Source organism: Kitasatospora sp. NPDC093679 (assembly GCF_040683455.1).
GTDB lineage: Bacteria > Actinomycetota > Actinomycetes > Streptomycetales > Streptomycetaceae > Kitasatospora > Kitasatospora arboriphila.
This window is the reverse complement of sequence record NZ_JBFBDW010000006.1, coordinates 171,517-191,794: the sequence shown is the minus strand read 5'-3', so window position 1 is coordinate 191,794 and position 20,278 is coordinate 171,517. Positions and strand designations below refer to the sequence as shown.

Genomic DNA, 20,278 nt, shown 5'->3' with positions numbered 1-20,278 from the left:
ACCTCCGGGCGGGTGCGACGCGCCCGACCGGGTCGGTTGTCGAATGCGGGCCGGTGGCCGGGGTAGGTCTGGAGGCGTACGCGCTGCGGCCGCCGACGGAGGCGGCGCACACGCCCCGCCCCGCCGGTCCGGACGGCGGGCGGTGACCAGGAGGTGGAGACGATGGTGCACGCTCGTGCCGGTGAGCCCGCAGGCCCCGAGGACCTGGTGGACGTGGCCCGGCTGGTGACCGCGTACTGGACGCTGCACCCCGACCCGGCGCAGCCCGGCCAGCGGGTGGCGTTCGGCACCTCGGGGCACCGCGGTTCCTCGCTGGACACCGCGTTCAACGAGGACCACATCGCCGCGACCACCCAGGCGATCTGCGAGTACCGGGCGGCGCAGGGCACCACCGGCCCGCTGTTCCTCGGCATCGACACCCACGCGCTCTCCGAGCCGGCCCGGGCCACCGCCCTGGAGGTGCTCGCCGCGAACGGCGTCACCGTGCTGCTCGACAGCGAGGACGGCTACACCCCGACCCCCGCGGTGTCGCACGTGATCCTCGCCCACAACCGGGCCCACCCGGCCGGCCCGCTCGCCGACGGCATCGTGGTCACCCCCTCGCACAACCCGCCGCGCGACGGCGGCTTCAAGTACAACCCGCCGAGCGGCGGCCCGGCCGGCTCCGCCGCCACCGGCTGGATCCAGGACCGCGCCAACGCCCTGATCGAGGCGGGCCTCGCGGGCGTGCGCCGGATCCCGTACGCGCGGGCGCTGGCCGCCGACACCACCGGCCGCCACGACTACGTCGGCGCCTACACCGAGGACCTCCCGCAGGTGCTGGACCTGGACGCGGTGCGGGCCGCCGGCGTGCGGATCGGCGCCGACCCGCTCGGCGGCGCCTCGGTCGCCTACTGGGGCCGGATCGCCGAGACCCACCGCCTCGACCTCACCGTGGTCAACCCGCTCACCGACCCGACCTGGCGGTTCATGACGCTGGACTGGGACGGAAAGATCCGGATGGACTGCTCCTCGCCGTCCGCGATGGCCTCGCTGATCGGCCGCAAGGACGAGTACGCCGTCGCCACCGGCAACGACGCGGACGCCGACCGGCACGGCATCGTCACCCCCGACGGCGGCCTGATGAACCCCAACCACTACCTCGCCGTCGCGATCGACTACCTCTACCGGCACCGCGGCGGCTGGGCGGAGACCGCGGCGGTCGGCAAGACCCTGGTGTCCTCCTCGATGATCGACCGGGTGGCCGCCGAGCTGAAGCGCGAGCTGGTGGAGGTGCCGGTCGGCTTCAAGTGGTTCGTCGACGGGCTGCTCGACGGCAGCGTCGCCTTCGGCGGCGAGGAGTCCGCCGGCGCCTCCTTCCTGCGCCGCGACGGCTCGGTCTGGACGACCGACAAGGACGGCATCCTGCTCGCCCTGCTCGCCTCCGAGATCACCGCCGTCACCGGCCGCAGCCCCTCCGAGCTGTACGGCGACCTCACCGCCCGGTTCGGCGACCCCGCCTACGCCCGGGTCGACGCGCCCGCGACCCGCGAGCAGAAGGCCGTCCTGGCGAAGCTCTCGCCCGCCCAGGTCCGCGCCGACCGGCTGGCCGGCGAGCCGGTGACCGCGGTGCTGACCGAGGCGCCCGGCAACGGCGCGGCCATCGGCGGCCTCAAGGTCTGCACCGAGAACGCCTGGTTCGCCGCCCGCCCCTCCGGCACCGAGGACGTCTACAAGATCTACGCCGAGAGCTTCCACGGCCCCGAGCACCTCGCCCAGGTCCAGGCCGAGGCCCGCGCGGTCGTCGCCGAGGCCCTCGGCGGCACGGACTGACCGCACGGACCGGTCCTGCACCGCCGGTGCCCCGACGATCTAGGATCGGTCCATGTCGCTGCCGCACGCCATCCTCACCGCCCTGTTGGAGAAGCCGTCCTCGGGGCTGGAGTTGACGCGCCGCTTCGACAAGTCGATCCGCTACTTCTGGTCCGCCACGCACCAGCAGATCTACCGCGAGCTCGGGCGGCTGGAGAAGGACGGCCTGATCCGCGCCGTCCCCCAGCCGCCCAGCCGCGGCCAGCGCAAGGAGTACGAGGTGCTCCCGGAGGGCCGGGCCGCCCTCACCGACTGGATCGGGCAGCCCCAGGACCCGCGGCCCAACCGCGACCCGCTGCTGCTGCGCCTGCGTGCAGCCGCCGCGGTCGGCACCGGTGCCTCGCTGAAGGACGAGCTGCGCCGCCACCTGGAGCTGCACCAGCAGCAGTTGGCCGAGTACCGGGAGATCGAGCAGCGGGACTTCCCGGCCGAGCGCGCGGACGCCGAGAACCGCCTGCAGCACCTGGTGCTGCAGGCCGGGATCGGCCTGGAGACCCACTGGGTGGAGTGGCTGGAGGCCGCGCTCGCCGAGTTCGGGTGATCCGGCCGTCAGTGCCCGGTGCGCCGCCACTGGCGGAACCGCCACACCAGGCAGGAGCCGATCGACACCCCGACCACCCCGGCGGCGACCGCCAGCCACCGCTGGTTCGCGATGTGGGCGCCGGTGAAGACCATCAGCACCGAGACGGCGAACGGCACCACCAGCACCGCGATCGTCCGCAGGGCGACCAGCATCGCGAGCGGCCGCACCCTGCCCCGGCCGCGGGTCTTCGTCGCCTCGTCCCGCTCGTCCTCGACCAGCCCGAACAGGATCGACGCCCGGGTCGCCAGCCGCAGCGTGGCCGAGCGGTACGCCACGCCCAGCACCGGCACCCAGACGAACGGCAGCATCAGGCCGACGGCGACCAGCAGCGCCACCGCCGCCCAGCGCAGGTACCGCAGCCGCCCGGCCGCCGCGCTGCTGCCGCCCGGCGAGATCACCCCGAGCACGTACGCCATCCGCTCGACCACGTGCAGCCACTCGCGCAGCGACAGCTTGGGCGCCGGCTCGCCCTCCGCCGGGCCTTCCGTCGAGCCCTCCGCCGGGCCTTCTCCCGCGCCCTCCGCAGGGCCTTCGGGCACGCGCGCCGCCGGCTCGGGCTCCGGCAGCTCGGCGATCGCCCGCCGGGCCTCCTCACGGGTGGGGTAGGCGCCCTGCAGCACCAGCATGTCGACGGCCCGCTCGGGATCGGTGGCCGACCGCCCCGACAGCTCGGCGAGCTCCAGCACCATCCGGCCCTGGGCGAGCAGCGCGGCGCAGAACATCACCGGGATCAGGCCCATGAAGGGCCCGCCGACGAAGGCGCCCTCCGCGATCGCGGTGTGCACGCCCCGCTCGACCACGGTGTCCTTGAGCCGATCCGGCGGCACCTTCGCGCGCATCTTCGCCAGCCGCTCGACCGACTCCCGGCCGAGCCGCTCGACACCGAACAGGGCGGCCCGCTCGGCCATGTGCGTGGGGTCGTGCCGGATCCGTCCGAGCAGGTCGATCGGCGGCCACGGGGCACGCCCGCGCTCGGGCGCACGGGGCTCGGCACCACCCATCCGAGCTGCCTCCGTCCCGTGCCGCGGCGGGCCTTTCAGGGCTCGTCCGACGATTCCCGCCGCGCGCGCGACGCCGGATCATCTCCCCCGGCCCCGAGGGGGCCGGGAGGTGCCCCCGGGCTGGACGCCCGGCCGCATCGCCCGAGCACGTCCAGGACGAGGCCGATACGGCGGCACGCCCGGCCGGGCGCCCGATGCCGCGCGCCGATGCGACGCGAATCGTCGGACGAGCCCTGAGGCCCTCGCCCCCAGTGTGGCCCGCCGCGGCGACGGAGGCTCGCCGTGACCCGGAGCCGCGGCCGGGACGGGTCGGCGACGGCTCACAGGTGCCGCTCGATGTCCGGGATCACGTCCTGGAAGGTCCGGCCCTGGGTGGGCGCGCCGATCGCGGTCATCTGCCAGCCGCCGTTCGAGCGGTGCACCTTCGCCATGATCTGCGCGGTGTGGTTGCCGCCGCCGGTCAGCGTGTAGCGGGCCAGCTCGCGGCCGGTGGCGTCGTCGACCAGCCGGCAGAACGCGTTCTGCACGTCCTGGAAGGTCTGGCCGGTGAACGAGTTGACCGTGAAGACGATCTGGTCGACCTTCTTCGGCACCCGGGTGAGGTCCACCGTGATGACCTCGTCGTCCGCGCCCTGCCCCGCGCCGCCGGTCAGGTTGTCGCCGCCGTGCCGCACCGAGCCGTCGGAGCTGGTCAGGTGCTGGAAGTAGACGACGTCCACCGGCGTGCGGCCCGCGAACAGCACCGCGGAGGCGTCCAGGTCGATGTCACGGGCCATCAGCTTGGCGAAGAACCCCTTGCGGGGAGCGGCCTGCCAGCCGAGGCCCATCCGTACGACCTCCAGCGCACCGCCGTCCGGCTTGCCGAGGTCGACCTTCTGGCCCTTGCCCAGGTTCACGCTCATCCGGTCCGCCACCCTTTCGCAGCATCGACGCCGTGCCGTCGGCCGGCCCGTGCGGCGCCCGCCGACGGGGAGGATCTTCCCACCGGAGGACCGGTCGACTCCCGCCGGGCCCGGTCAGATGCCGCCGGCGGGCAGGAGCAGCAGCTGCTCCGGGTCGAAGGGCATCCAGCGCTCCGCGCCGCCGCGGCGCAGCACCCGCACCCGGCACCACGGGCTGCCGTCCGCGGGGCGCCACCAGGCGTTGATCCGGCCGACCGCCCAGCTGCCGTCCTCGAACCGGACCTCGACCGGCTGGTACGCCTGCTCGACCTGCGCCTGCGGCGGCTCCCACACCTTCGCCCGCCCGTCGTCCACCGTCGACCGCCTCCCGTGTCGTTCGCACCCGGCCGTTGGACTCTACAGCCCTGTAGAGCCCCGGTGCGGGCGAACGCGCCGGGTGGCGGGTCGGAAACCGGCCGTCATCGTCACAGCCCCGGGCCCTCGCGCCGGACCGGCGGGCCGGCTCAGAGCTCGACCACCGTCACCGTGCTCGCGAAGCCGTTCGCCACGTAGAGCTTGGCGCCGTCCGGGCTCACCGCGACCCCGCGCGGCCCGTCCGGCACCGCGACGGTGCCCGCCACCGCCCGCTCGTCGGTGTCCACCACCGACACCAGGTCGAACGGGAAGTGCGCCACGTACAACCGCCCGCCGTCCGGCCCCACCGCCAGGTCGTACGGGCCGCGGGCCACCGGGATCCGGGCCACCACGACGGCCGCCGCACCGCCCTCCAGCGAGCCGAGCGCCGACACGTCCAGCACGCTCACCGTGCCCGCGAAGCGGTTCGCCGCGTACAGCAGCCCGCCGTCCGGGCTCAGCGCCAGCCCCACCGCGAAGTCCACCCCGGTGATCCGGCCCAGCGGCGCACCCAGGCCGTCCGTCACCAGGACGGCGTTCTCGCGCGGCGCCGACACCAGCAGCCGCGCCCCGCTCGGCGCCACCACCAGCCCGAACGGACGCTCCTCGAACACCGTCTCGGCCGTCACCGCGCCGCTCTCCGCCGCCACCACCGACACCGCGGAACGGGCCGGGTCCGCGGTGTACAGCCGCTCCCCGTCCGGGCTCACCGCCACCCCGTACAGCGACGTCCCCACCCGGTGCACCGCCGCGATCCGCCGCCGGGTCGGCTCCAGCGCCGTGAGCGAACCCGTCCGCGCACAGGTCACCCAGACCCGGCTTCCGTCCCGGCTCACCGTCACGCCGTGCGGCCCCTCACCGACCGGGACCGTCTCGAAGCCCCGGCCGTCGGCCGGAGCGGCCGGGACGGGACGGGGAACTGCCATGATCTGCTCCGTTGACGAGCCGCGGACACCGGCACCTCCAGGGTCGCCCGCCCCACCGGCCCGGGCAAACCAGTCCCGCCGCGGTCACGGCCCGCGCTGTGCGTCGTGCGCCAGCAGCGCCACGTACAGCGAGGTCAGCTGCTCCAGGTCGTCCAGGTCGATCCCCAGCAGCGCCTCGATGCTCTGCAGCCGCCGGTACATCGCCGGGCGGCTGACGTGCTGCTCCTGCGCCGCCAGCGACTTGTTCCGGCCCGTCCGCAGGTAGGTGCGCAGCACGTCCAGCAGCTCCCGGTGCCCCAGCAGCGGGCCCAGCTCGCGCCCGATGAACGCCTGCAGCTCCGGCTCGTCCCGCAGCAGCCGGACCAGCCCGCGCAGCCGCACGTCCCGCAGCCGCGCCACCGGGCCGGACGGCGGACCGGCCAGCGCCGCGTCCGCCACGTGCACCGCCTCCAGGAAGGAACGCCGCACCTCGTCCAGCACCCGGCAGCCGAAACCCGCACCCAGCACCGACCCCGCCGCGCCCTCCTGCAGCCGCGCCGCCAGCCGGTCCACCTCCGCGTCCGCGTCGCGCTCCGGCGGCACGCTCAGCAGCACCGCGATCGCCCCGTCCGGCCCGACCCGGGCCACCAGCCCCGCCATCGCCTCCTCGGCGAGCGTGCGGCGCACCGCCTCGCACACCACCCGCGACCCGGACGGCGGCCGCAGCACCACCGGCACGAAGGTCCGCCGCTCGGTCGGCAGCCCCGCCGCCCGGAACCGCGGCAGCAACTGCTCGGGCCGGGCCGTGCCCGAGGCCAGGTCCGCGAGCAGCGCCTCCGCCGCCTGGTCCTCCCAGCCGCGCTGCCGGCCGCTCACCGGATCCGCCAGCAGCCGGTGCACCGCCAGCGCCTCCGCCGCCAGCCGGCCGACCACCCGCCCGGTCTCCTCGCCGCCCAGGTGCCCGAACAGCACCAGGTGCCCCCACTGCCGGCCGCGCGCCTCCAGCCGCGCCACCACCCAGCCGTCCGGACCCAGCGTCACCGGACCGTTCCCCAGCAGCTCCGCGACCTGACGCGACACCCGATCCCAGTCCCGCAGCAGATCGCCCAGCGCACCCGGCTCCCCGGCCGAGGCCAGCACCCGGTGCGCCAGGTTCACCACCACCGCCGGACAGCCCGCGAACCCCGCGACCTCGTCCAGCAGCCGTTGCAGCGGCACCCCCGACAGGTTCAGCGCCGCCAGCGCACCGCCCATCCGGTCCGACAGGTCCAGCGCCGCGTACCGGCCGTGCAGCAGCCGCGCGTGCACCTCCTCCGTCAACCGCGCGAACGGCGCCGGCCGGTGCAGCACCACCAACGGCACCCCGTACCGCTGCGCCGCCCGCCGCATCGCCTCCGGCGTCGTCGAGAACGCCCGCCCCAGCCCCAGCACCACCGCGGCCGCCCCGGCCCGCCCCATCGACTCCATGTACGCGGCCTGCGCCCGCTCGTCACCGGCCAGCAGCAGACCTGTCGTCAGCACCACCTCACCGCCGGTCAGCATCACCGCGACGTCCGCCGCCTCCGCCACGTGCAGCCAGCGCACCGCCCGGTCCAGCCCCTCCGGGCAGGCGACCACCTCCGCGTCCCACGGCGCGACCAGCTCCAGCGCCAGCACGTCCCGCACGGTCAGGCGGCCGTTCTCCACCAGCTCTCCCCTCGCCAGGACTCCAGCCGGTCGGGGGAGTCTACGCGCAGCACCCCCCGCCGGGGGGCAGGCCCTCTCCATCGGGTCTTGCCGGGCGCGCGACGCCGGGCATCCCGGCCGGACGCACCGGCGGATCCTCCAAGTACGGTCCAGTACAAGGACGATCCGCCGGCACGCCCGGCCGGGCGCCCAACGCCGCGCGCCGATCCGACAAGACCCGATGGAGAGGGCCGGGCCGACACACCCCGTCACTGTGGGACGGCGCACGTTGCCGCCCGTAGCGCCGCCGTGCCAGAGTGCGGCCATGGTCCACCCCACCGCGCCGCAGCCGACCCTCGCGCCCTCCGCCGTCTTCGACTGGCTGGACGAGGCCGCCGACCTCCGCGCCCGTGCCGGCCTCACCCGCACCCTGCGCAGCCGGCCCGCCGACGACCCGGTGCTGGACCTCGCGAGCAACGACTACCTGGGCCTCGTCCACCACCCCGCCGTCACAGAGGCCGCCGCCGAGGCCGCCCGCCGCTGGGGCGGCGGCGCCACCGGCTCCCGCCTGGTCACCGGCACCACCGCGCTGCACACCGAACTCGAGGACGAACTCGCCGAGTTCTGCGGCTTCGAGGCCGCCCTGGTGTTCTCCACCGGGTACGCCGCCAACCTCGCCGCCCTCACCGCGCTCACCGACCCCGACACCCTGATCGTCTCCGACGCGTACAACCACGCCTCGCTGATCGACGGCTGCCGGCTCGCCCGCAGCGACGTCCACCGTGCCCCGCACGCCGACCCGGACGCCGTCCGCGAGGTGCTCGCCACCCGCAGCCACCGCCGGGCCCTGGTCGTCACCGACTCCGTCTTCTCCGTCGACGGCAACGCCGCCCCGCTCGCCGGCCACTGCGCCGCCGCCCGCGCCCACGGTGCCGCGCTGCTCGTCGACGACGCCCACGGACTCGGCGTCCTCGGCGACGGCGGCCGCGGCGCCCTCGCCGCCGCCGGCCTCGCCGGGGCGCCCGACACCGTCGCCACCGTCACCCTCTCCAAGTCGCTGGGCTCCCAGGGCGGCGCCGTCCTCGGCCCCCGCCGCGTCATCCGGCACCTCACCGAGACCGCCCGCACCTTCATCTTCGACACCGGCCTCGCGCCCGCCGCCGTCGGCGCCGCGCTCGGCGCCCTGCGCCTGCTGCGCGCCGAACCGCACCGCGCCGACCGCGCCCGCGAGGTCGCCCACACCCTCGCCGCCCGCCTCACCGCCGCCGGCCTGCACGCCTCCACCCCGGACGCCGCGGTGGTCTCCGTCCGCGCCCCCGGCCCGGACGCCGCCGTCCAGTGGGCCGCCGACTGCCGCACCGCCGGACTCGCGGTCGGCTGCTTCCGCCCGCCGTCCGTCCCCGACGGCATCTCCCGCCTGCGCCTCACCGCCCGCGGCGACCTGACGGTCGCCCAGATCACCGAGGCCGTCCGCATCATCGCCGCCACCGGCCCCGCCTGACGGCCGTTCCGGGGGCGCGGCAGGTCCGTCCCGGCGCCCCCGGAACGGCCGTACCGACACACCCCCGCGTGCGCCCGCCGCGGGCCCCCCGGTTGGCCATGATGGTGCCTCGCAACCGTCGCCAGCGAGGAGCCCCCGACGTGCCCGAACCCCGCGTCCTCCTGGACGGACTCGTCCTAGGCGAGTCGCCCCGCTGGCACGACGACCGGCTCTGGTTCTGCGACTGGGGAGCCCACGAGCTGATCACCGTCGACGCGACCGGCACCCGCGAGACCGTCGGGCGCGTCGACGCCCTCCCGTTCTGCATCGACCCGCTGTCCGACGGCAGGCTGCTCGTCCTCGCCGGCAGCGACCGCCGGCTGCTGCGCCGCGAGGCCGACGGCACCCTCGTGCCGTACGCCGACCTGCGCCCGCTCTGCGACCGGCCCTGGAACGAGGTCGCCGCCGACGGCCGCGGCAACGCCTACGCCAACTGCATCGGCTTCGACCTGATGTCCGGCGAACCGCCCGCCCCCGGACTGGTCGCCCTCGTCACCCCGGACGGCACCGCCCGCACCGTCGCCGGCGACCTCGGCTTCCCCAACGGCATGGCCGTCACCCCCGACGGCACCACCCTCCTCGTCGCCGAGTCGTACGCCTCCCGGATCACCGCCTTCGACATCGCCCCCGACGGCAGCCTCACCGGCCGCCGCACCTGGGCCGAGATCGAGGGCTCCGCCCCGGACGGCATCAGCCTCGACGCCGAGGGCGCCCTCTGGTACGCCGACGTGCCGAACCGGCGCTGCGTCAGGGTCCGCGAAGGCGGGGACGTCCTGCAGACCGTCGAGACCGACCGCGGCTGCTTCTCCTGCGCCCTCGGCACCCCCGGCGGCACCCCCACCCTCTACATCACCGCCGCCGAATGGACCGGCACCGCCGGAGCCACCGCCACCCGCACCGGCCTCCTCCTCACCGTCCCCGCCCCCGCCCCGCCGGCGCGCCGCCCCTGACCTCGACCGGCCCGTGCCCGCCTGGTTCCTGGAGGTCCGTCCCCCCGACGCGTCGACGGCGGCTTGTGCGGGAGAGAAGGGGAGCGGTGTGCGTCGGGGGCGCTCACGGCGTCGTCGTCCACGACTGGCACACTCTGCCCCCATGGATGTTTCCCGGACGACCGCCCGACCCGGGAACCCGCCCGTTGAAGCCGGCGGGTTCGACGACGCCCTGGAGCCGTTCCGCCTGCACACACCCGCCGACTACCTCGACCTGGCGAAGGCCTCGAACGACGGGGCGGTCCTGCACGGGCTGGTGCCGTGCACCCATTCCTTCGTGTGGCGGGCGCTGGCCGCCAATCCGCACACACCACCCGCCGCCCTGCTGGAGCTCGCCGCGGCCCGCCACAGCTCCTGGAACGACAACCGTCTCCTGCTCCTGCTGGCCGAGCACCCCGGGGCGGACCGGGCCGTCCTGCGAGCCGTCCTGGATGCCGCGGCCGCGAAGCTCGCGGAGGGCGAACGGCCCTACGCCGCCGTGCTGGCGCTGGCAGGCCGGACCGAACTCGACGTCTCCGAGGTGAGGAGGCTCGGGACCCTTCCGGGCGCTTCCGCCCGTCTGCGCAGCGGACTTCGGCGACGGCTCGCCGACCGCCGCTGACCGGCCTTCGGGGGGCTGACGCCGAGGAGCTTGGCGATCGAGGTGATCGAGTTCTCGGGGTTGGGGAGCAGGTCGCGGGCGGCGCGGATGATCTCGGGGGTGGCGGCGGTGGGTCGGCCGCCGACACGGCCGCGGGCGCGTGCGGTGTGCCAGGCCTTCGCGGGTGCCGGAGAAGATGAGCTCGCGGATGGACTCGGCGGGGGCGGCGAAGACGTGGAGGGCGAGACGGCCGCCGGGGGTGGCGGTGTCCGGGCGTTCGTGCAGCGAGCAGAAGTCGATCTCGCGGCGGCGGAGTTCGCCGACCGGTGGCGGAGCGCGCGGCCCCCTTCCAGCGTGGGATCGGTTCGCCCTTGAGGTCGGTCAGTCGCCGGCGTCCGGCCAGGCGGTGCGCGGCGGGGAGAACGGCCAGTCGCGGCTCGACCACGAGCGTCTGGGAATCCAGCCCTTGACCGTCGAACGGGCTGCGCAGCAGCGCCACATCGGCACGGCCGTCCCGCAGCACGGCGATCGGCTCCCCGCTGCCGACGACGACTTCGGGTGGCGGCAGCTGCGAACCCGCGACCGTCACGGGCTGATCCGGACGCAGCCTCGGGCGCGCCTCCCGAGGCTGCGAGGAGACGTCCGGAACGTGCCGGAGACGTTCCGGTGCCCGGCTCCAGTGGGGCGGGACCGGGTCAAGGCCCGGTCAAGGATTGGGCTGCCAGGTCAACTGGGGCTTATGCTTGGGCGCGTTTGAACAGACACCTCGTTCGGTGAGGCGTCTTCATGGACACAGGCCACTGATCCCACCCGTCGAGAGACGCTCCGGATCAGGACAGGTCTCCCCGGCCCAAGGGGTGACCCCAAGTGGCTTCCCCGCACCGCCGGGGACACGCCGTGGAGTGCCAAAGCTCTGACGAGTTGGGGTGTGCCGGGTCATGCCGGTCTTACCCTTGCCGCGCCGCCGCGACATCGAGTCGCGGCCGGGACCGGGAGGAGGCGAGATGGACAGTAGTCCGGGCCATAGTCGGCCCTTCACCGTGTTGTCCCCGCCGTCCTTCAGCGACCCGCGGCGACCTCTCTTCCTCTGAACGGCCCGCGCACAGCGGTGTCCCGTGCCGGGCCGACCGGGCGCGGTGCCGTGCGCCGTGGCGTCCGGCGTGCCACGGCCGGCCGGAGGACGCAGTGGTGTGCCCCGGGCCGCCCGATGCCTCGTCCCGAACCGAGGCAAGGGGGTGTTCCCCGTGGCTGCCACCACTCTGCTCATGACCACCACGGCCCGGCTGCGCGACCGCAGGTCCGATGTCGCGCGCCGCGGCACCACGACCCGCACCGTCCGCGACTCCCTGGTGTCTCTCGCCGGCCTGATCGGCGGTCAGGTCGCCAACCAGTCCGGGGAGGAGCTGGGCCGCGTCGTCGACGTGGTGGCGCGCCTTTACGGGCCCGATCCCTACCCGCCGGTCACCGGCCTGATCATCCGCATCGGACGGCGCCGGGCCTTCCTCGCCGCGAGCGCGGTCGACACCCTCGGCGCCGGGTGCGTACGGCTGCGCACCTCGCGCGTCGACCTGCGTGACTACGTCCGGCGCCCCGGGGAGGTGCTGCTCGCCCGGGACGTGATGGACCACCAGCTCGTCGACGTCGACGGCGTCCAGGTCACCCGTGCCGCCGACCTGTACCTGGCGCCGCTGGCCGACCGCACCGTTCTGGTCGGGGTCGATGTCTCCCTGCCCACGCTGCTGCGTCGCCTCGGCCCGCGCCGGTGGCAGGTCCGCCCCACCCCGGACCGCGTCCTGGACTGGCAGTCGGTCGCCCCGTTCGGCGAGCAGGCGACCCACGGGCCCGCCGAGGTGAGGCTGCGCGCCTCCCGGTCCGCGCTGCACCGGCTACGACCGGCCGACCTGGCCGACATCCTGGAGGACCTCGGCCGGCACGAGCGGCAGCAGCTGCTGGGCTGGCTGGAGCCGGAGCACGCCGCGGACGCGCTGGAGGAGATGGAGCCGGCAGAGCTGGAGAACCTGCTCCGCGAAGCGGCACCGGAGCACGCCGCGCGGCTGGTCGACGAGATGGAGCCGGACGAGGCCGCCGACGCCCTGCGCGACCTCGAACCGGGCGAGCGCGAAGCACTGCTGAGCCGCATGCCCGCCGGCGAGGCGGCCGAGCTCCGCGCCCTGCTGACCCACCGCGAGGGCACCGCCGGCGGCGCGATGACCACCGTCCTGGTGACGGCCCGCCCGGAGCAGACGATCGCCCAGGTGCGGGCGGAGCTCGCCGCTCAGGCCGAGCACCGCACCGAGATCGACGCGGTCGCCGTCCTGGACCCGGACGGCCGGGTGATCGGTGACCTTCCGCTGTTCGACCTGGCGGTGGCCGAGGACACCGCGCTGGTCAGGGACCTGGTGGAGTGGCTGGCCCAGTTCGCGCCGCCGGTCACCGTGCGCCCGGACTCCCGCCTGGCCGAGGCCGCCGACCACCTGGTCGCCGCCCGCGCCAGCTCCCTCCTCGTGGTCGACGACGCAGGTTGCCCGCTGGGTCGGATCCTCGCCGACGACATCCTCGACGCCCTGCTCCCGGAGCGCGGCCGCCTGCACTTCCGGAGGTTCCTCACGTGACCCGCGACCTCACCACCCCCACCGTGCCTGCCCCCGCTGTGCCAACCCCGGCCGCCGTGCTCCCGGCTCCGGCTGCACCCGCCGCCCGCCGCCGGGGCTGGCGCCGCATCGCGGCCGTCGCCATGGTCGCCGGACCGGGGCTGGTCGCCGCCAACGCCGGCAACGACGCCGCCGGCATCGCCACCTACGCCAGCGCCGGCTCCCAGTTCACCTACGGCACGCTGTTCTTCATGGTGCTGGTCACCGTCGCCCTGGTCATGGTCCAGGAGATGGCCGTGCGGCTCGGTGCCCACACCGGCAAGGGCCTGGGCGCGCTGATCCGCGAACAGTTCAGCCTCCGTCTCACCGCACTCGCCGTCTTCTGCCTGCTGCTGGCCAACACCGGACTGGTCGTCAGCGAGTTCGCCGGGATCGGTGCCGCCTTCGAACTTCTCGGCGTCCCCAAGTGGACGGTCATCCCGCCGGCCGCGATCCTGCTGTGGTCACTGGTGCTGTTCGGCTCCTACAAGTGGGCCGAGCGCATCTTCCTCGTCATGTCGCTGGCGTTCTTCACCTACCCGGTCGCCATGGTCCTCGGCCACCCCGACTGGGGACAGGTCGGGGAACACCTCGCGGTGCCGCACATCGATCCGAGCAAGGACTTCGTCCTGCTCGCCGTCGCCCTGATCGGGACCACCGTCAGCCCGTACATGCAGTTCTACGCCGCCGCCGGTGTGGTCGACCGCGGTGCCAAGCCAGGCGACTACAAGCTGATCCGCGCGGATGCCGTCCTCGGCGCGGTGTTCGCCTGCCTGATCAGCCTGACGATCATCATCGCCACCGCCTCCGCGATCGGTGGGACCGGGCCGCTGGAGTCCGCCGCCCAGGCGGCCGAGGCCCTCAGGCCGGTGGCCGGGCACGGCGCCGAGCTGCTGTTCGCCTTCGGCCTGATCGGCGCCTCCGCGCTGGCCGGAGCGGTCGTGCCGCTCTCCGCGAGCTACGCCGTCGGAGAGGCCGCCGGTGTGGAGCGGTCCGTCTCGCGCAGCTTCCGCGACGCCCCGCTGTTCCTCGGCCTGTTCACCGCCCAGATCGCGCTCGGGGCGATCGTCGCCCTCACCCCCGTGGACGTGATCCAGCTGCTGATCGGCACTCAGGTCCTCCAGGGCCTGATCAGCCCGATCGTGCTGGTCTACCTCCTCGTCCTCACCAACCGCCGCGCGGTCCTCGGCGACGCCGCCAACAGCCCCCGCTACCGCATCGCGGCCACCGCCGTGGTCGCGGGCGTGGCCGCCATGTCCACCGTCCTGCTCCTCCAGACCGTCCTCGGCTGGTTCGGGCTCGCCTGACCCGACCCGCTCAGCACGCCGACCCCAGGAGGAAACGCCATGCGCCGCTTCGCCCCGCTGCTGACCTTCTCGGCCCTGTTCGTCTGGGTCGCGTTCGTCGCTGCGTGGATCCACCTCGACCGGTGAACCGCCGGTGCGAGCCCTCACGGCCGGCACCGGATCACAACCAGTCGTTGCGGCGGAACGCCCGGAAGATGAACACGCAGACCGTCGCGGTGACGACCAGCACCGCCGGGTAGCCGAACGTCCAGCGCAGCTCCGGCATGTAGTCGAAGTTCATGCCGTACACGCCCGCCGCCATCGTCGGCACGGCCGCCAGCGCCGCCCAGGCACTGATCCTGCGCATGTCGGTGTTCTGCTGCATCGACAGCCGCGCCATGCTGGCGTCCAGGATGCTGGAGATCAGCTCGTCGAAGGCCAGGATCCGCTCCTTGGCCTGCGCGTGGTGGTCCGCTGCGTCGCGCAGATAGGCGGCTATCTCGGCCGGCACCTGCGGCAGCGTGCCTTCGGCCAGCCGCTGGAGCGGCACGCCCAGCGGCACCACGGCCCGCTTGAACTCCAGCAACTCGCGCTTCAGCTGGTAGATCCGGCCCGCATCGTCGGTGCGCTCGTGGGAGAACACCGCCGTCTCCAGCTCCTCCACGTCCCGCTCGAAGGCGTCCGCGACCTCCAGGTACCGGTCGACAACATGGTCGGCCACCGCGTGCAGCACAGCCGCCGGGCCCAGCGCCATCAGCTCGGGCACGGCCTCGAGGTCCCGCCGCACGGCCGCCAGCGGCGGGGCGCTGCCGTGGCGGACCACGATCGCGAAACCGGGGCCGGCGAACACCATGATTTCGCCGGTGTCCACGATCTCGCTGGTCGCCGTCACCTTGTCGTGCTCGACATAGGTGATTGTCTTCAGCACCAGGAACAGCGTGTCACCGTAGCGTTCGAGTTTCGGACGCTGGTGGGCGCGGACCGCGTCCTCCACCGCCAGCGGATGCAGGTCGAACGCCGCGGCGATCTCGGCGAACTGCTCCTCGGTCGGCTGGTAGAGGCCGATCCACACGAACCGGCCGTCCTGCCCGCCTATCCGCTGCAGCACGTCCGCCAGCTCCACCTGCTCCGGCAGGCGCAGCCCGTCCTCGTACAGCGCGCAGTCCACAACGGCCCGTGCAACCATTCCCCACACCGCTTTCCCCAGCCACGGCGCCCGGCGCCCTCAACGGCAAGCAAACCTACCCGTTGGGACGCGCCGACCGAAGACGCCCGGAAGATCCTCCGACCTGGCCCCCGGCCGACGCCGACGCCGGGGGTTCGCCCGGTGTGGCGCTGGCGCGCGATCGCCGGGTGCGGCGTCGGAGGAGTGCCTCGGCGCTCCGGCCGTGCACCGTCGGTCAGAGGACCCTCCGGTGCCCGGGCCGGCCGGCCCGGGCCGGCCGGCCGTGGTGCCGCAGGATGACTTCGTCGGGTGCGCACGGGACCCGGTCGGCGATCTCCACGGGTGAGGCACACGGCGTCAGGCCCGTGGCGGCGCGGTGCGGACGGCCTCGGCGAGCCAGTCGGCGGTGGCGGGCAGCCAGTCGGGGAGGGCGGTGCCGAGCAGGTGGTTGCCGTGGGGGACGAGCAGGAGTTCGGCGTTCTCGAGCTGACGGGTCAGCAGGTCGGCGTTGGTGACGCCCGGGATCCGGTCGTCGCCGCCCTCGACGACCAGCAGCGGGAGGTCGAGCTCCGCGGTGATCGTGCCGAGGTCGACCCGGTCGGCGAACTCCCGGGCCGCCGCCAGGCCGCCGCAGCGCTGGGCCAGGGTGGCGACGACGAAGGGCACGAGTCCGTCCCAGTCCAGCCGGTACGGGCCGCTGACCAGGGCGGCCGCCCGGACCCGCCGTTCCCGGGCGGCGGCGGCCGCGGCGAACCAGCCGCCCAGGCTCAGCCCGATCACCGCGACGCCGTCCTCGGTGGCGAGGCCCTCCCGGCCGGCCAGGCGGTCGACGGCACAGCCGATCACCTTCCCGTAGTCCGGCTCGAAGGTGCTGGTCGTCGCCAGGACGCCCTGGCCCGGTCCGTCGATCGCGAGGACGGCCGTGCCCCGGGCGAGCAGCGCCTCCGCCACGGCGTGGAACTCCTCCTTGCCGGAGTCCAGCCCGGGCACGACCACCACCACCGGCGCCGGCCGCCCGCCCGCCGGGCGCCGGAGCCACCCGGCGAAGCCCTCGCCCTCGACCCGTTCGGCGTCCGGTTCGAGCAGGGCCAGGGCCGAGCGCATCGCCCCGTCCGCCGCACCGGCCGTCCGGGCGGCCGCCGCCCGGTCCGGGTCGGGGACGAGCCCGCCGACGTGGAACCAGCGGGCCGCCGTCCGGTAGGCCTCGCCGGCCGTCCGGGTCCGGCCCGCGGCCGCGGCGGCCTCCGCGACCGCCAGGTGCCGCCGCGCGGCCGCCCGACAGGCGGCGGGCCACTCGCGCAACGAGGCCACACCGGCCGCGACCCGCCCGTACTCCCAGACGTCGAGGCCGGCACCGTGCGCCCGCGGGCGGGTCTCCTCGGCGTAGCCGGCCATCACGCCGGGAGCGTCGAGGAAGGAGAGGTCGGGGCTGTCGGTCATCGGAGTCCTCGCTTGCGGGCTGCACGGGCGGCGGCGGGAGCCGTCCCGCCGGAGGACCCAGCAGACCAAGCCGCCCCCGCCCGCGTCCAACAACCGTCCGTTCCCTCCGACAACCGACCGTTCCCCGTGCACCACTGAGGGTGGCTCAGGCGCGCAGGTGCGCCAGGACGGAGCGCATCGCCCGCTCCACCGCCCGCCGCGACGACCCGGTGGGCTCGGCGGTGTCGAAGCCGTGGTGCCCGTCGGGCAGGTCGACCACCTCGACGGCGGCCCCGCCCTTCTCGGCCGCGGCCAGGAACTCCGCGACGCCGGCCGCGATCCCGGGGTTCTCCCGGCCGACCCGGGTCAGCACGATCGGCAGCCGTCCGGCCGCGCCGACCGCCTCCACCGGACGGAAGCGGGGATCGACCGGGCCCCAGGCGGGCAGCGGCGCGAGCACCGGATAGCTCGCCGCCGTGCACCGTAGCCACGGCTCCGGCCTGCGGAGCGCGTCCGCGAGCAGCAGCCCGCCGCCGGAGAAGAACCACAGGGCGATCCGGTCCGGGTCGACCCGCGGATCGGCGCGCAGCAGGTCGACGGCCGCGGCGAGGTCCCCGGCGGCCTGCGGGTAGTCGGCGAAGCCGTGCAGCCGGTGGTCGACCACCGCGCCGACCGCGCCGAGCTCCGCGGCGTACCGGGCGTGGCCGACCAGCCCCGGCCAGTCCCGGGGGGTGGGCCGCACCTCCGCCGGGAGCGGGCCGCCGTGGACGAACAGCACCACAGGGCGGCCCCGGGGGCCGGCGCCGTCGGGGAGGTACAGGTCGACCCGGCCGGTCCGCTCGCGCGGCCGCTCCGGCACCTCCAGCACGAAGGGCCGCAGATGCGGGGGCGCTTCGGCGGTCGGGGTGAGCCGGTGGCCCTCCCCGGCGGCGGACCGCCGCAGCACCTCGGCCAGTTCACCGGGGCAGGTGAGCATCGGCCAGTGCCCGGTGGCGAGTTCGAAGAAGCGCACCGCGGGGTCGGTGAGCTTCCGGGAGACCGGGTCGTCGCCGGAGGCCACCACCCGGAGCACGGCGATCGTCGTGCCGCTGCCGGTACACAGGATCCCGGTGGAGGGCAGTGCGGCCGCGGCGCCCGAGAGCCTCAGCGGACGGGTGAGCGTCCCGGCGGGCTGTGGCACGGCGTGCGCGGTCAGCCGGGCCAGTGCCCCGTCCGTCAGCCCGGCGGTGCTGCCCCAGCGCCGCCACGCGTCGGCGGTCGGCGCGGGCACCTCGGCGAGGACCGGACCGGCGCCGAGCAGCCGCGCACGGACCTCCTGGTCCGGCACCGACTGCGCCGCCGTGTCGCCGTCCCCGGGCATGCCGGCGTCCAGGTGCACGACCCGCGCGATCCGCTCCGGACGCCGGTCGGCGGCGCCCAGGACCGGATGGATGCCGTAGCCGTGGCCGACGAGCACCACCTGTGGCGCGGCCACGCCGTCGACCACCCGCAGCACGTCCCCGACGTGCGTCTCCAGGTCGGTGCCGGCCGGCGCCGTCCCGGCCGGCCCGTCCATGCCCGTCAGCGCCACCGGGTGCACCTCCGCCCCGGACTCCCGCAGCCGGTCCGCCACCTCCTCCCAGATCCAGCTCCCGGTGAACCAGCCGGACACCAGCACGAACACCGCCATCGTCGCCTCCTCGCCCGCTCCGGCGGCCCGGTCGGCCGCTCGCGTGTGCCGGTACGGTAGGAACTCCCCCTGAGGGAGGTTCAAGTCGTGGTCATGGCCGATCTGTGGAGCATCGGGGAACTCGCCGAACGGGCGGGCGTCACCGTGAAGACCGTCCGCTTCTACTCCGACCGCGGCCTGCTGCCCGAGGCCGCCCGCAGCACCGGCGGCCACCGCAGGTACGGGCCCGGGGCGCTCGACCGGCTGCGGCTGATCCGCTCGCTGCGCGCCCTCGACCTGCCCGTCCCCGAGATCGACCGCGTCCTGCGCCGCGAGGACACCGACACCGGGGCCGACGGGCTGGAGGACGCCGTCGCCCGGCAGTTGAAGGAGCTGGGTACCCAACTCGCCGCGTTGCGCTGGCGGGAGGCCGCCCTGCAGCTGCTGCGCGACTGCACCGCCGAGGAACGCGCCGACCGGCTCCGGCTGATCGGCGCGGTCGCCACCCCGCCCGACACCACCGCCCTGGCCCGCTACTGGCGGCGGGTCCTGCCCGGCGGTCTGTCCACCCGGCAGATCCGGTGGATCGTCGACGCGGCGGTGCCGCAGCCGCCCGCCGAGCCGCGGCCGGCCCAGGTGCTGGCCTTCGCCCGGATGCACGCCCTCGCCACCATGCCCTGCCCCGCCGGCGGCAGCGACGCGCCGCCCCCGCCCCCGGCGGACGCCCGCGACTACCGCCCGGCCGTGCTCTACGACGGCCTCGGCGAGGCGTACGAGCTGGCCGCCCCGGCCCTGCGCAGCGGAGGGGCACCGCAGCCGGGCGAGGCGCTCGACTGCTTCGTCGCCGCGTACGCCGGGGCCCACGGGGACAGGGACACCCCGCTGTTCCGCCGCCGGCTCGTCCGCCGCCTCGACGCCCTCGCCCACCCGGTGATGGACCGCTACTGGCAGCTCGCCGGCGAACTCGCCGACCCGGCCACCCCCACCCTCGGCGCCGCCCACGACTGGCTCCGCGCCGCCCTGACGGCCGACCCGGCCTGAACGGTCGGGCCTGCCCGGCCCGACACGGGGGTACGCTGACACCCACCCCGTGACCGCCACGCGGGCGATCCGCTCCCTCGACGTTCCGTCAGGTCTCCGAGCGCCGCCCGACGTCCCGCCCGGGGCCCACTCCCTCCCGAGCGAAATGCGGTGCCGCCGTGCGCGCCTCCCTGTTCACCGTCGACCTGCCCGGCCCCGGCCGGCTCAGCACCATGGCCCGCCCGCGCGGCCACGACTGGCTGCCGGACGAGATGGCCGCGCTGGCCGCCGCCGGCGCGGACGTGCTCGTCTGCGCGCTCACCGCGGACGAACGCGAGGAACTCGGCCTCACCGCAGAGCCCGAGCTCGCGACCGCCGCCGGGCTGGAGTACGTGGCCCTCCCGATCCCCGACCGGACGGTTCCCGACCCGGCCGCCGTGCTGCCCGCCCTCCACCGCCTGACCGCCCGACTGCGGTACGGCGCCCACGTGGTGACGCACTGCCGGGCGGGCATCGGCCGCTCCTCCCTGCTCGCGGTCTCCCTCCTCGTCCTCGGCGACACCCCACCCGGGACCGCCTGGGCCGCGGTCGAACGGGCCCGCGGCCTCGCCGTCCCCGACACCCCCGACCAGCGCACCTGGCCCACCGCCCTGCTGCTGCACACGGCGTGATCGCGGCCGGTCCCGGTCGGTCCGTACCCG

General features: G+C 75.4%; 17 protein-coding genes, 2 pseudogenes and 1 riboswitch. Of the genes and pseudogenes, 9 read left to right on the top strand and 10 right to left on the bottom strand.

Annotated features, from left to right (window positions below; all coding sequences use genetic code 11):
• Nucleotides 1–162 precede the first annotated feature (162 nt).
• A complete protein-coding gene (gene pgm, locus AB0O09_RS08085; protein WP_363540720.1) occupies nt 163–1,812 on the top strand; it encodes a phosphoglucomutase (alpha-D-glucose-1,6-bisphosphate-dependent) in 1,650 nt (549 codons plus the stop codon).
• A 52-nt stretch (nt 1,813–1,864) separates the two neighbouring features.
• On the top strand, nt 1,865–2,392 hold the full coding sequence (locus tag AB0O09_RS08080) for a PadR family transcriptional regulator (protein ID WP_344622933.1): 528 nt from the start codon (nt 1,865–1,867) through the stop codon (nt 2,390–2,392).
• 8 nt (nt 2,393–2,400) lie between these two features.
• Here AB0O09_RS08080 and AB0O09_RS08075 read toward each other — a convergent pair whose 3' ends face one another.
• The 5 genes from AB0O09_RS08075 to AB0O09_RS08055 all read right to left on the bottom strand — a co-directional run bounded on the left by AB0O09_RS08075 (nt 2,401) and on the right by AB0O09_RS08055 (nt 7,321).
• A complete protein-coding gene (locus AB0O09_RS08075) occupies nt 2,401–3,435 on the bottom strand; it encodes a hypothetical protein (protein ID WP_363540719.1) in 1,035 nt (344 codons plus the stop codon).
• A gap of 320 nt (nt 3,436–3,755) precedes the next feature.
• Nucleotides 3,756–4,337 carry a TerD family protein gene (locus AB0O09_RS08070; protein WP_363540718.1) on the bottom strand — a complete coding sequence of 194 codons (582 nt, stop codon included), beginning with the start codon at nt 4,335–4,337 and terminating at the stop codon, nt 3,756–3,758.
• 114 nt (nt 4,338–4,451) lie between these two features.
• A complete protein-coding gene (locus AB0O09_RS08065; protein ID WP_363540717.1) occupies nt 4,452–4,691 on the bottom strand; it encodes a hypothetical protein in 240 nt (79 codons plus the stop codon).
• Nucleotides 4,692–4,840: 149 nt separating this feature from the next.
• Complete coding sequence (locus tag AB0O09_RS08060; RefSeq protein WP_363540716.1) at nt 4,841–5,656, bottom strand: YncE family protein; 816 nt, start codon at nt 5,654–5,656, stop codon at nt 4,841–4,843.
• An 84-nt stretch (nt 5,657–5,740) separates the two neighbouring features.
• Entirely contained in the window at nt 5,741–7,321 is a 1,581-nt protein-coding gene (locus AB0O09_RS08055) for a PucR family transcriptional regulator ligand-binding domain-containing protein (protein WP_363540715.1), read from the bottom strand.
• A 304-nt stretch (nt 7,322–7,625) separates the two neighbouring features.
• On the opposite strand from AB0O09_RS08055, the gene AB0O09_RS08050 reads away from it, so the two are divergent.
• The 3 genes from AB0O09_RS08050 to AB0O09_RS08040 all read left to right on the top strand — a co-directional run bounded on the left by AB0O09_RS08050 (nt 7,626) and on the right by AB0O09_RS08040 (nt 10,430).
• Nucleotides 7,626–8,801, top strand: a complete 1,176-nt coding sequence (locus AB0O09_RS08050) for an 8-amino-7-oxononanoate synthase (protein WP_363540714.1) — start codon at nt 7,626–7,628, stop codon at nt 8,799–8,801.
• A gap of 140 nt (nt 8,802–8,941) precedes the next feature.
• Nucleotides 8,942–9,790 (top strand): SMP-30/gluconolactonase/LRE family protein, encoded by an 849-nt coding sequence (locus tag AB0O09_RS08045; protein WP_363540713.1) that lies wholly within the window; start codon nt 8,942–8,944, stop codon nt 9,788–9,790.
• A gap of 142 nt (nt 9,791–9,932) precedes the next feature.
• Nucleotides 9,933–10,430, top strand: a complete 498-nt coding sequence (locus AB0O09_RS08040; protein WP_363540712.1) for a hypothetical protein — start codon at nt 9,933–9,935, stop codon at nt 10,428–10,430.
• Nucleotides 10,431–10,628: 198 nt separating this feature from the next.
• Here the strand turns inward: AB0O09_RS08040 and AB0O09_RS08035 are convergent.
• Nucleotides 10,629–10,694, bottom strand: a pseudogene (locus AB0O09_RS08035) (recombinase family protein); the annotation flags it as partial.
• Nucleotides 10,695–10,779: 85 nt separating this feature from the next.
• Nucleotides 10,780–10,998: pseudogene (locus AB0O09_RS08030) on the bottom strand (LysR substrate-binding domain-containing protein); the annotation flags it as partial.
• Between the two features lie 169 nt (nt 10,999–11,167).
• Nucleotides 11,168–11,342: riboswitch (M-box (ykoK) riboswitch) on the top strand.
• A 311-nt stretch (nt 11,343–11,653) separates the two neighbouring features.
• Between AB0O09_RS08030 and AB0O09_RS08025 the strand changes: the two are divergent.
• Both AB0O09_RS08025 and AB0O09_RS08020 read left to right on the top strand, forming a co-directional pair.
• Nucleotides 11,654–13,021, top strand: a complete 1,368-nt coding sequence (locus tag AB0O09_RS08025) for a CBS domain-containing protein (protein WP_363540711.1) — start codon at nt 11,654–11,656, stop codon at nt 13,019–13,021.
• The gene (locus AB0O09_RS08020) at nt 13,018–14,346 is read left to right on the top strand and encodes a divalent metal cation transporter (protein WP_363540710.1); all 1,329 of its coding nucleotides are present in this window, start codon (nt 13,018–13,020) and stop codon (nt 14,344–14,346) included. Before AB0O09_RS08025 ends, AB0O09_RS08020 begins: the two co-directional genes overlap by 4 nt.
• 160 nt (nt 14,347–14,506) lie before the next feature.
• Here AB0O09_RS08020 and AB0O09_RS08015 read toward each other — a convergent pair whose 3' ends face one another.
• The 3 genes from AB0O09_RS08015 to AB0O09_RS08005 form a co-directional block, all read right to left on the bottom strand.
• Nucleotides 14,507–15,511, bottom strand: a complete 1,005-nt coding sequence (locus AB0O09_RS08015) for a magnesium and cobalt transport protein CorA (RefSeq protein ID WP_363540709.1) — start codon at nt 15,509–15,511, stop codon at nt 14,507–14,509.
• A 336-nt stretch (nt 15,512–15,847) separates the two neighbouring features.
• Complete coding sequence (locus AB0O09_RS08010; protein WP_363540708.1) at nt 15,848–16,930, bottom strand: alpha/beta fold hydrolase; 1,083 nt, start codon at nt 16,928–16,930, stop codon at nt 15,848–15,850.
• A 145-nt stretch (nt 16,931–17,075) separates the two neighbouring features.
• Complete coding sequence (locus tag AB0O09_RS08005) at nt 17,076–18,578, bottom strand: alpha/beta fold hydrolase (protein WP_363540707.1); 1,503 nt, start codon at nt 18,576–18,578, stop codon at nt 17,076–17,078.
• Nucleotides 18,579–18,671: 93 nt separating this feature from the next.
• On the opposite strand from AB0O09_RS08005, the gene AB0O09_RS08000 reads away from it, so the two are divergent.
• Together AB0O09_RS08000 and AB0O09_RS07995 are read left to right on the top strand one after the other, a co-directional pair.
• Nucleotides 18,672–19,598: a MerR family transcriptional regulator gene (locus AB0O09_RS08000; protein WP_363540706.1), complete on the top strand. Its 927-nt coding sequence runs from the start codon at nt 18,672–18,674 to the stop codon at nt 19,596–19,598.
• A gap of 158 nt (nt 19,599–19,756) precedes the next feature.
• On the top strand, nt 19,757–20,248 hold the full coding sequence (locus tag AB0O09_RS07995; protein ID WP_363540705.1) for a tyrosine protein phosphatase: 492 nt from the start codon (nt 19,757–19,759) through the stop codon (nt 20,246–20,248).
• Nucleotides 20,249–20,278 lie beyond the last annotated feature (30 nt).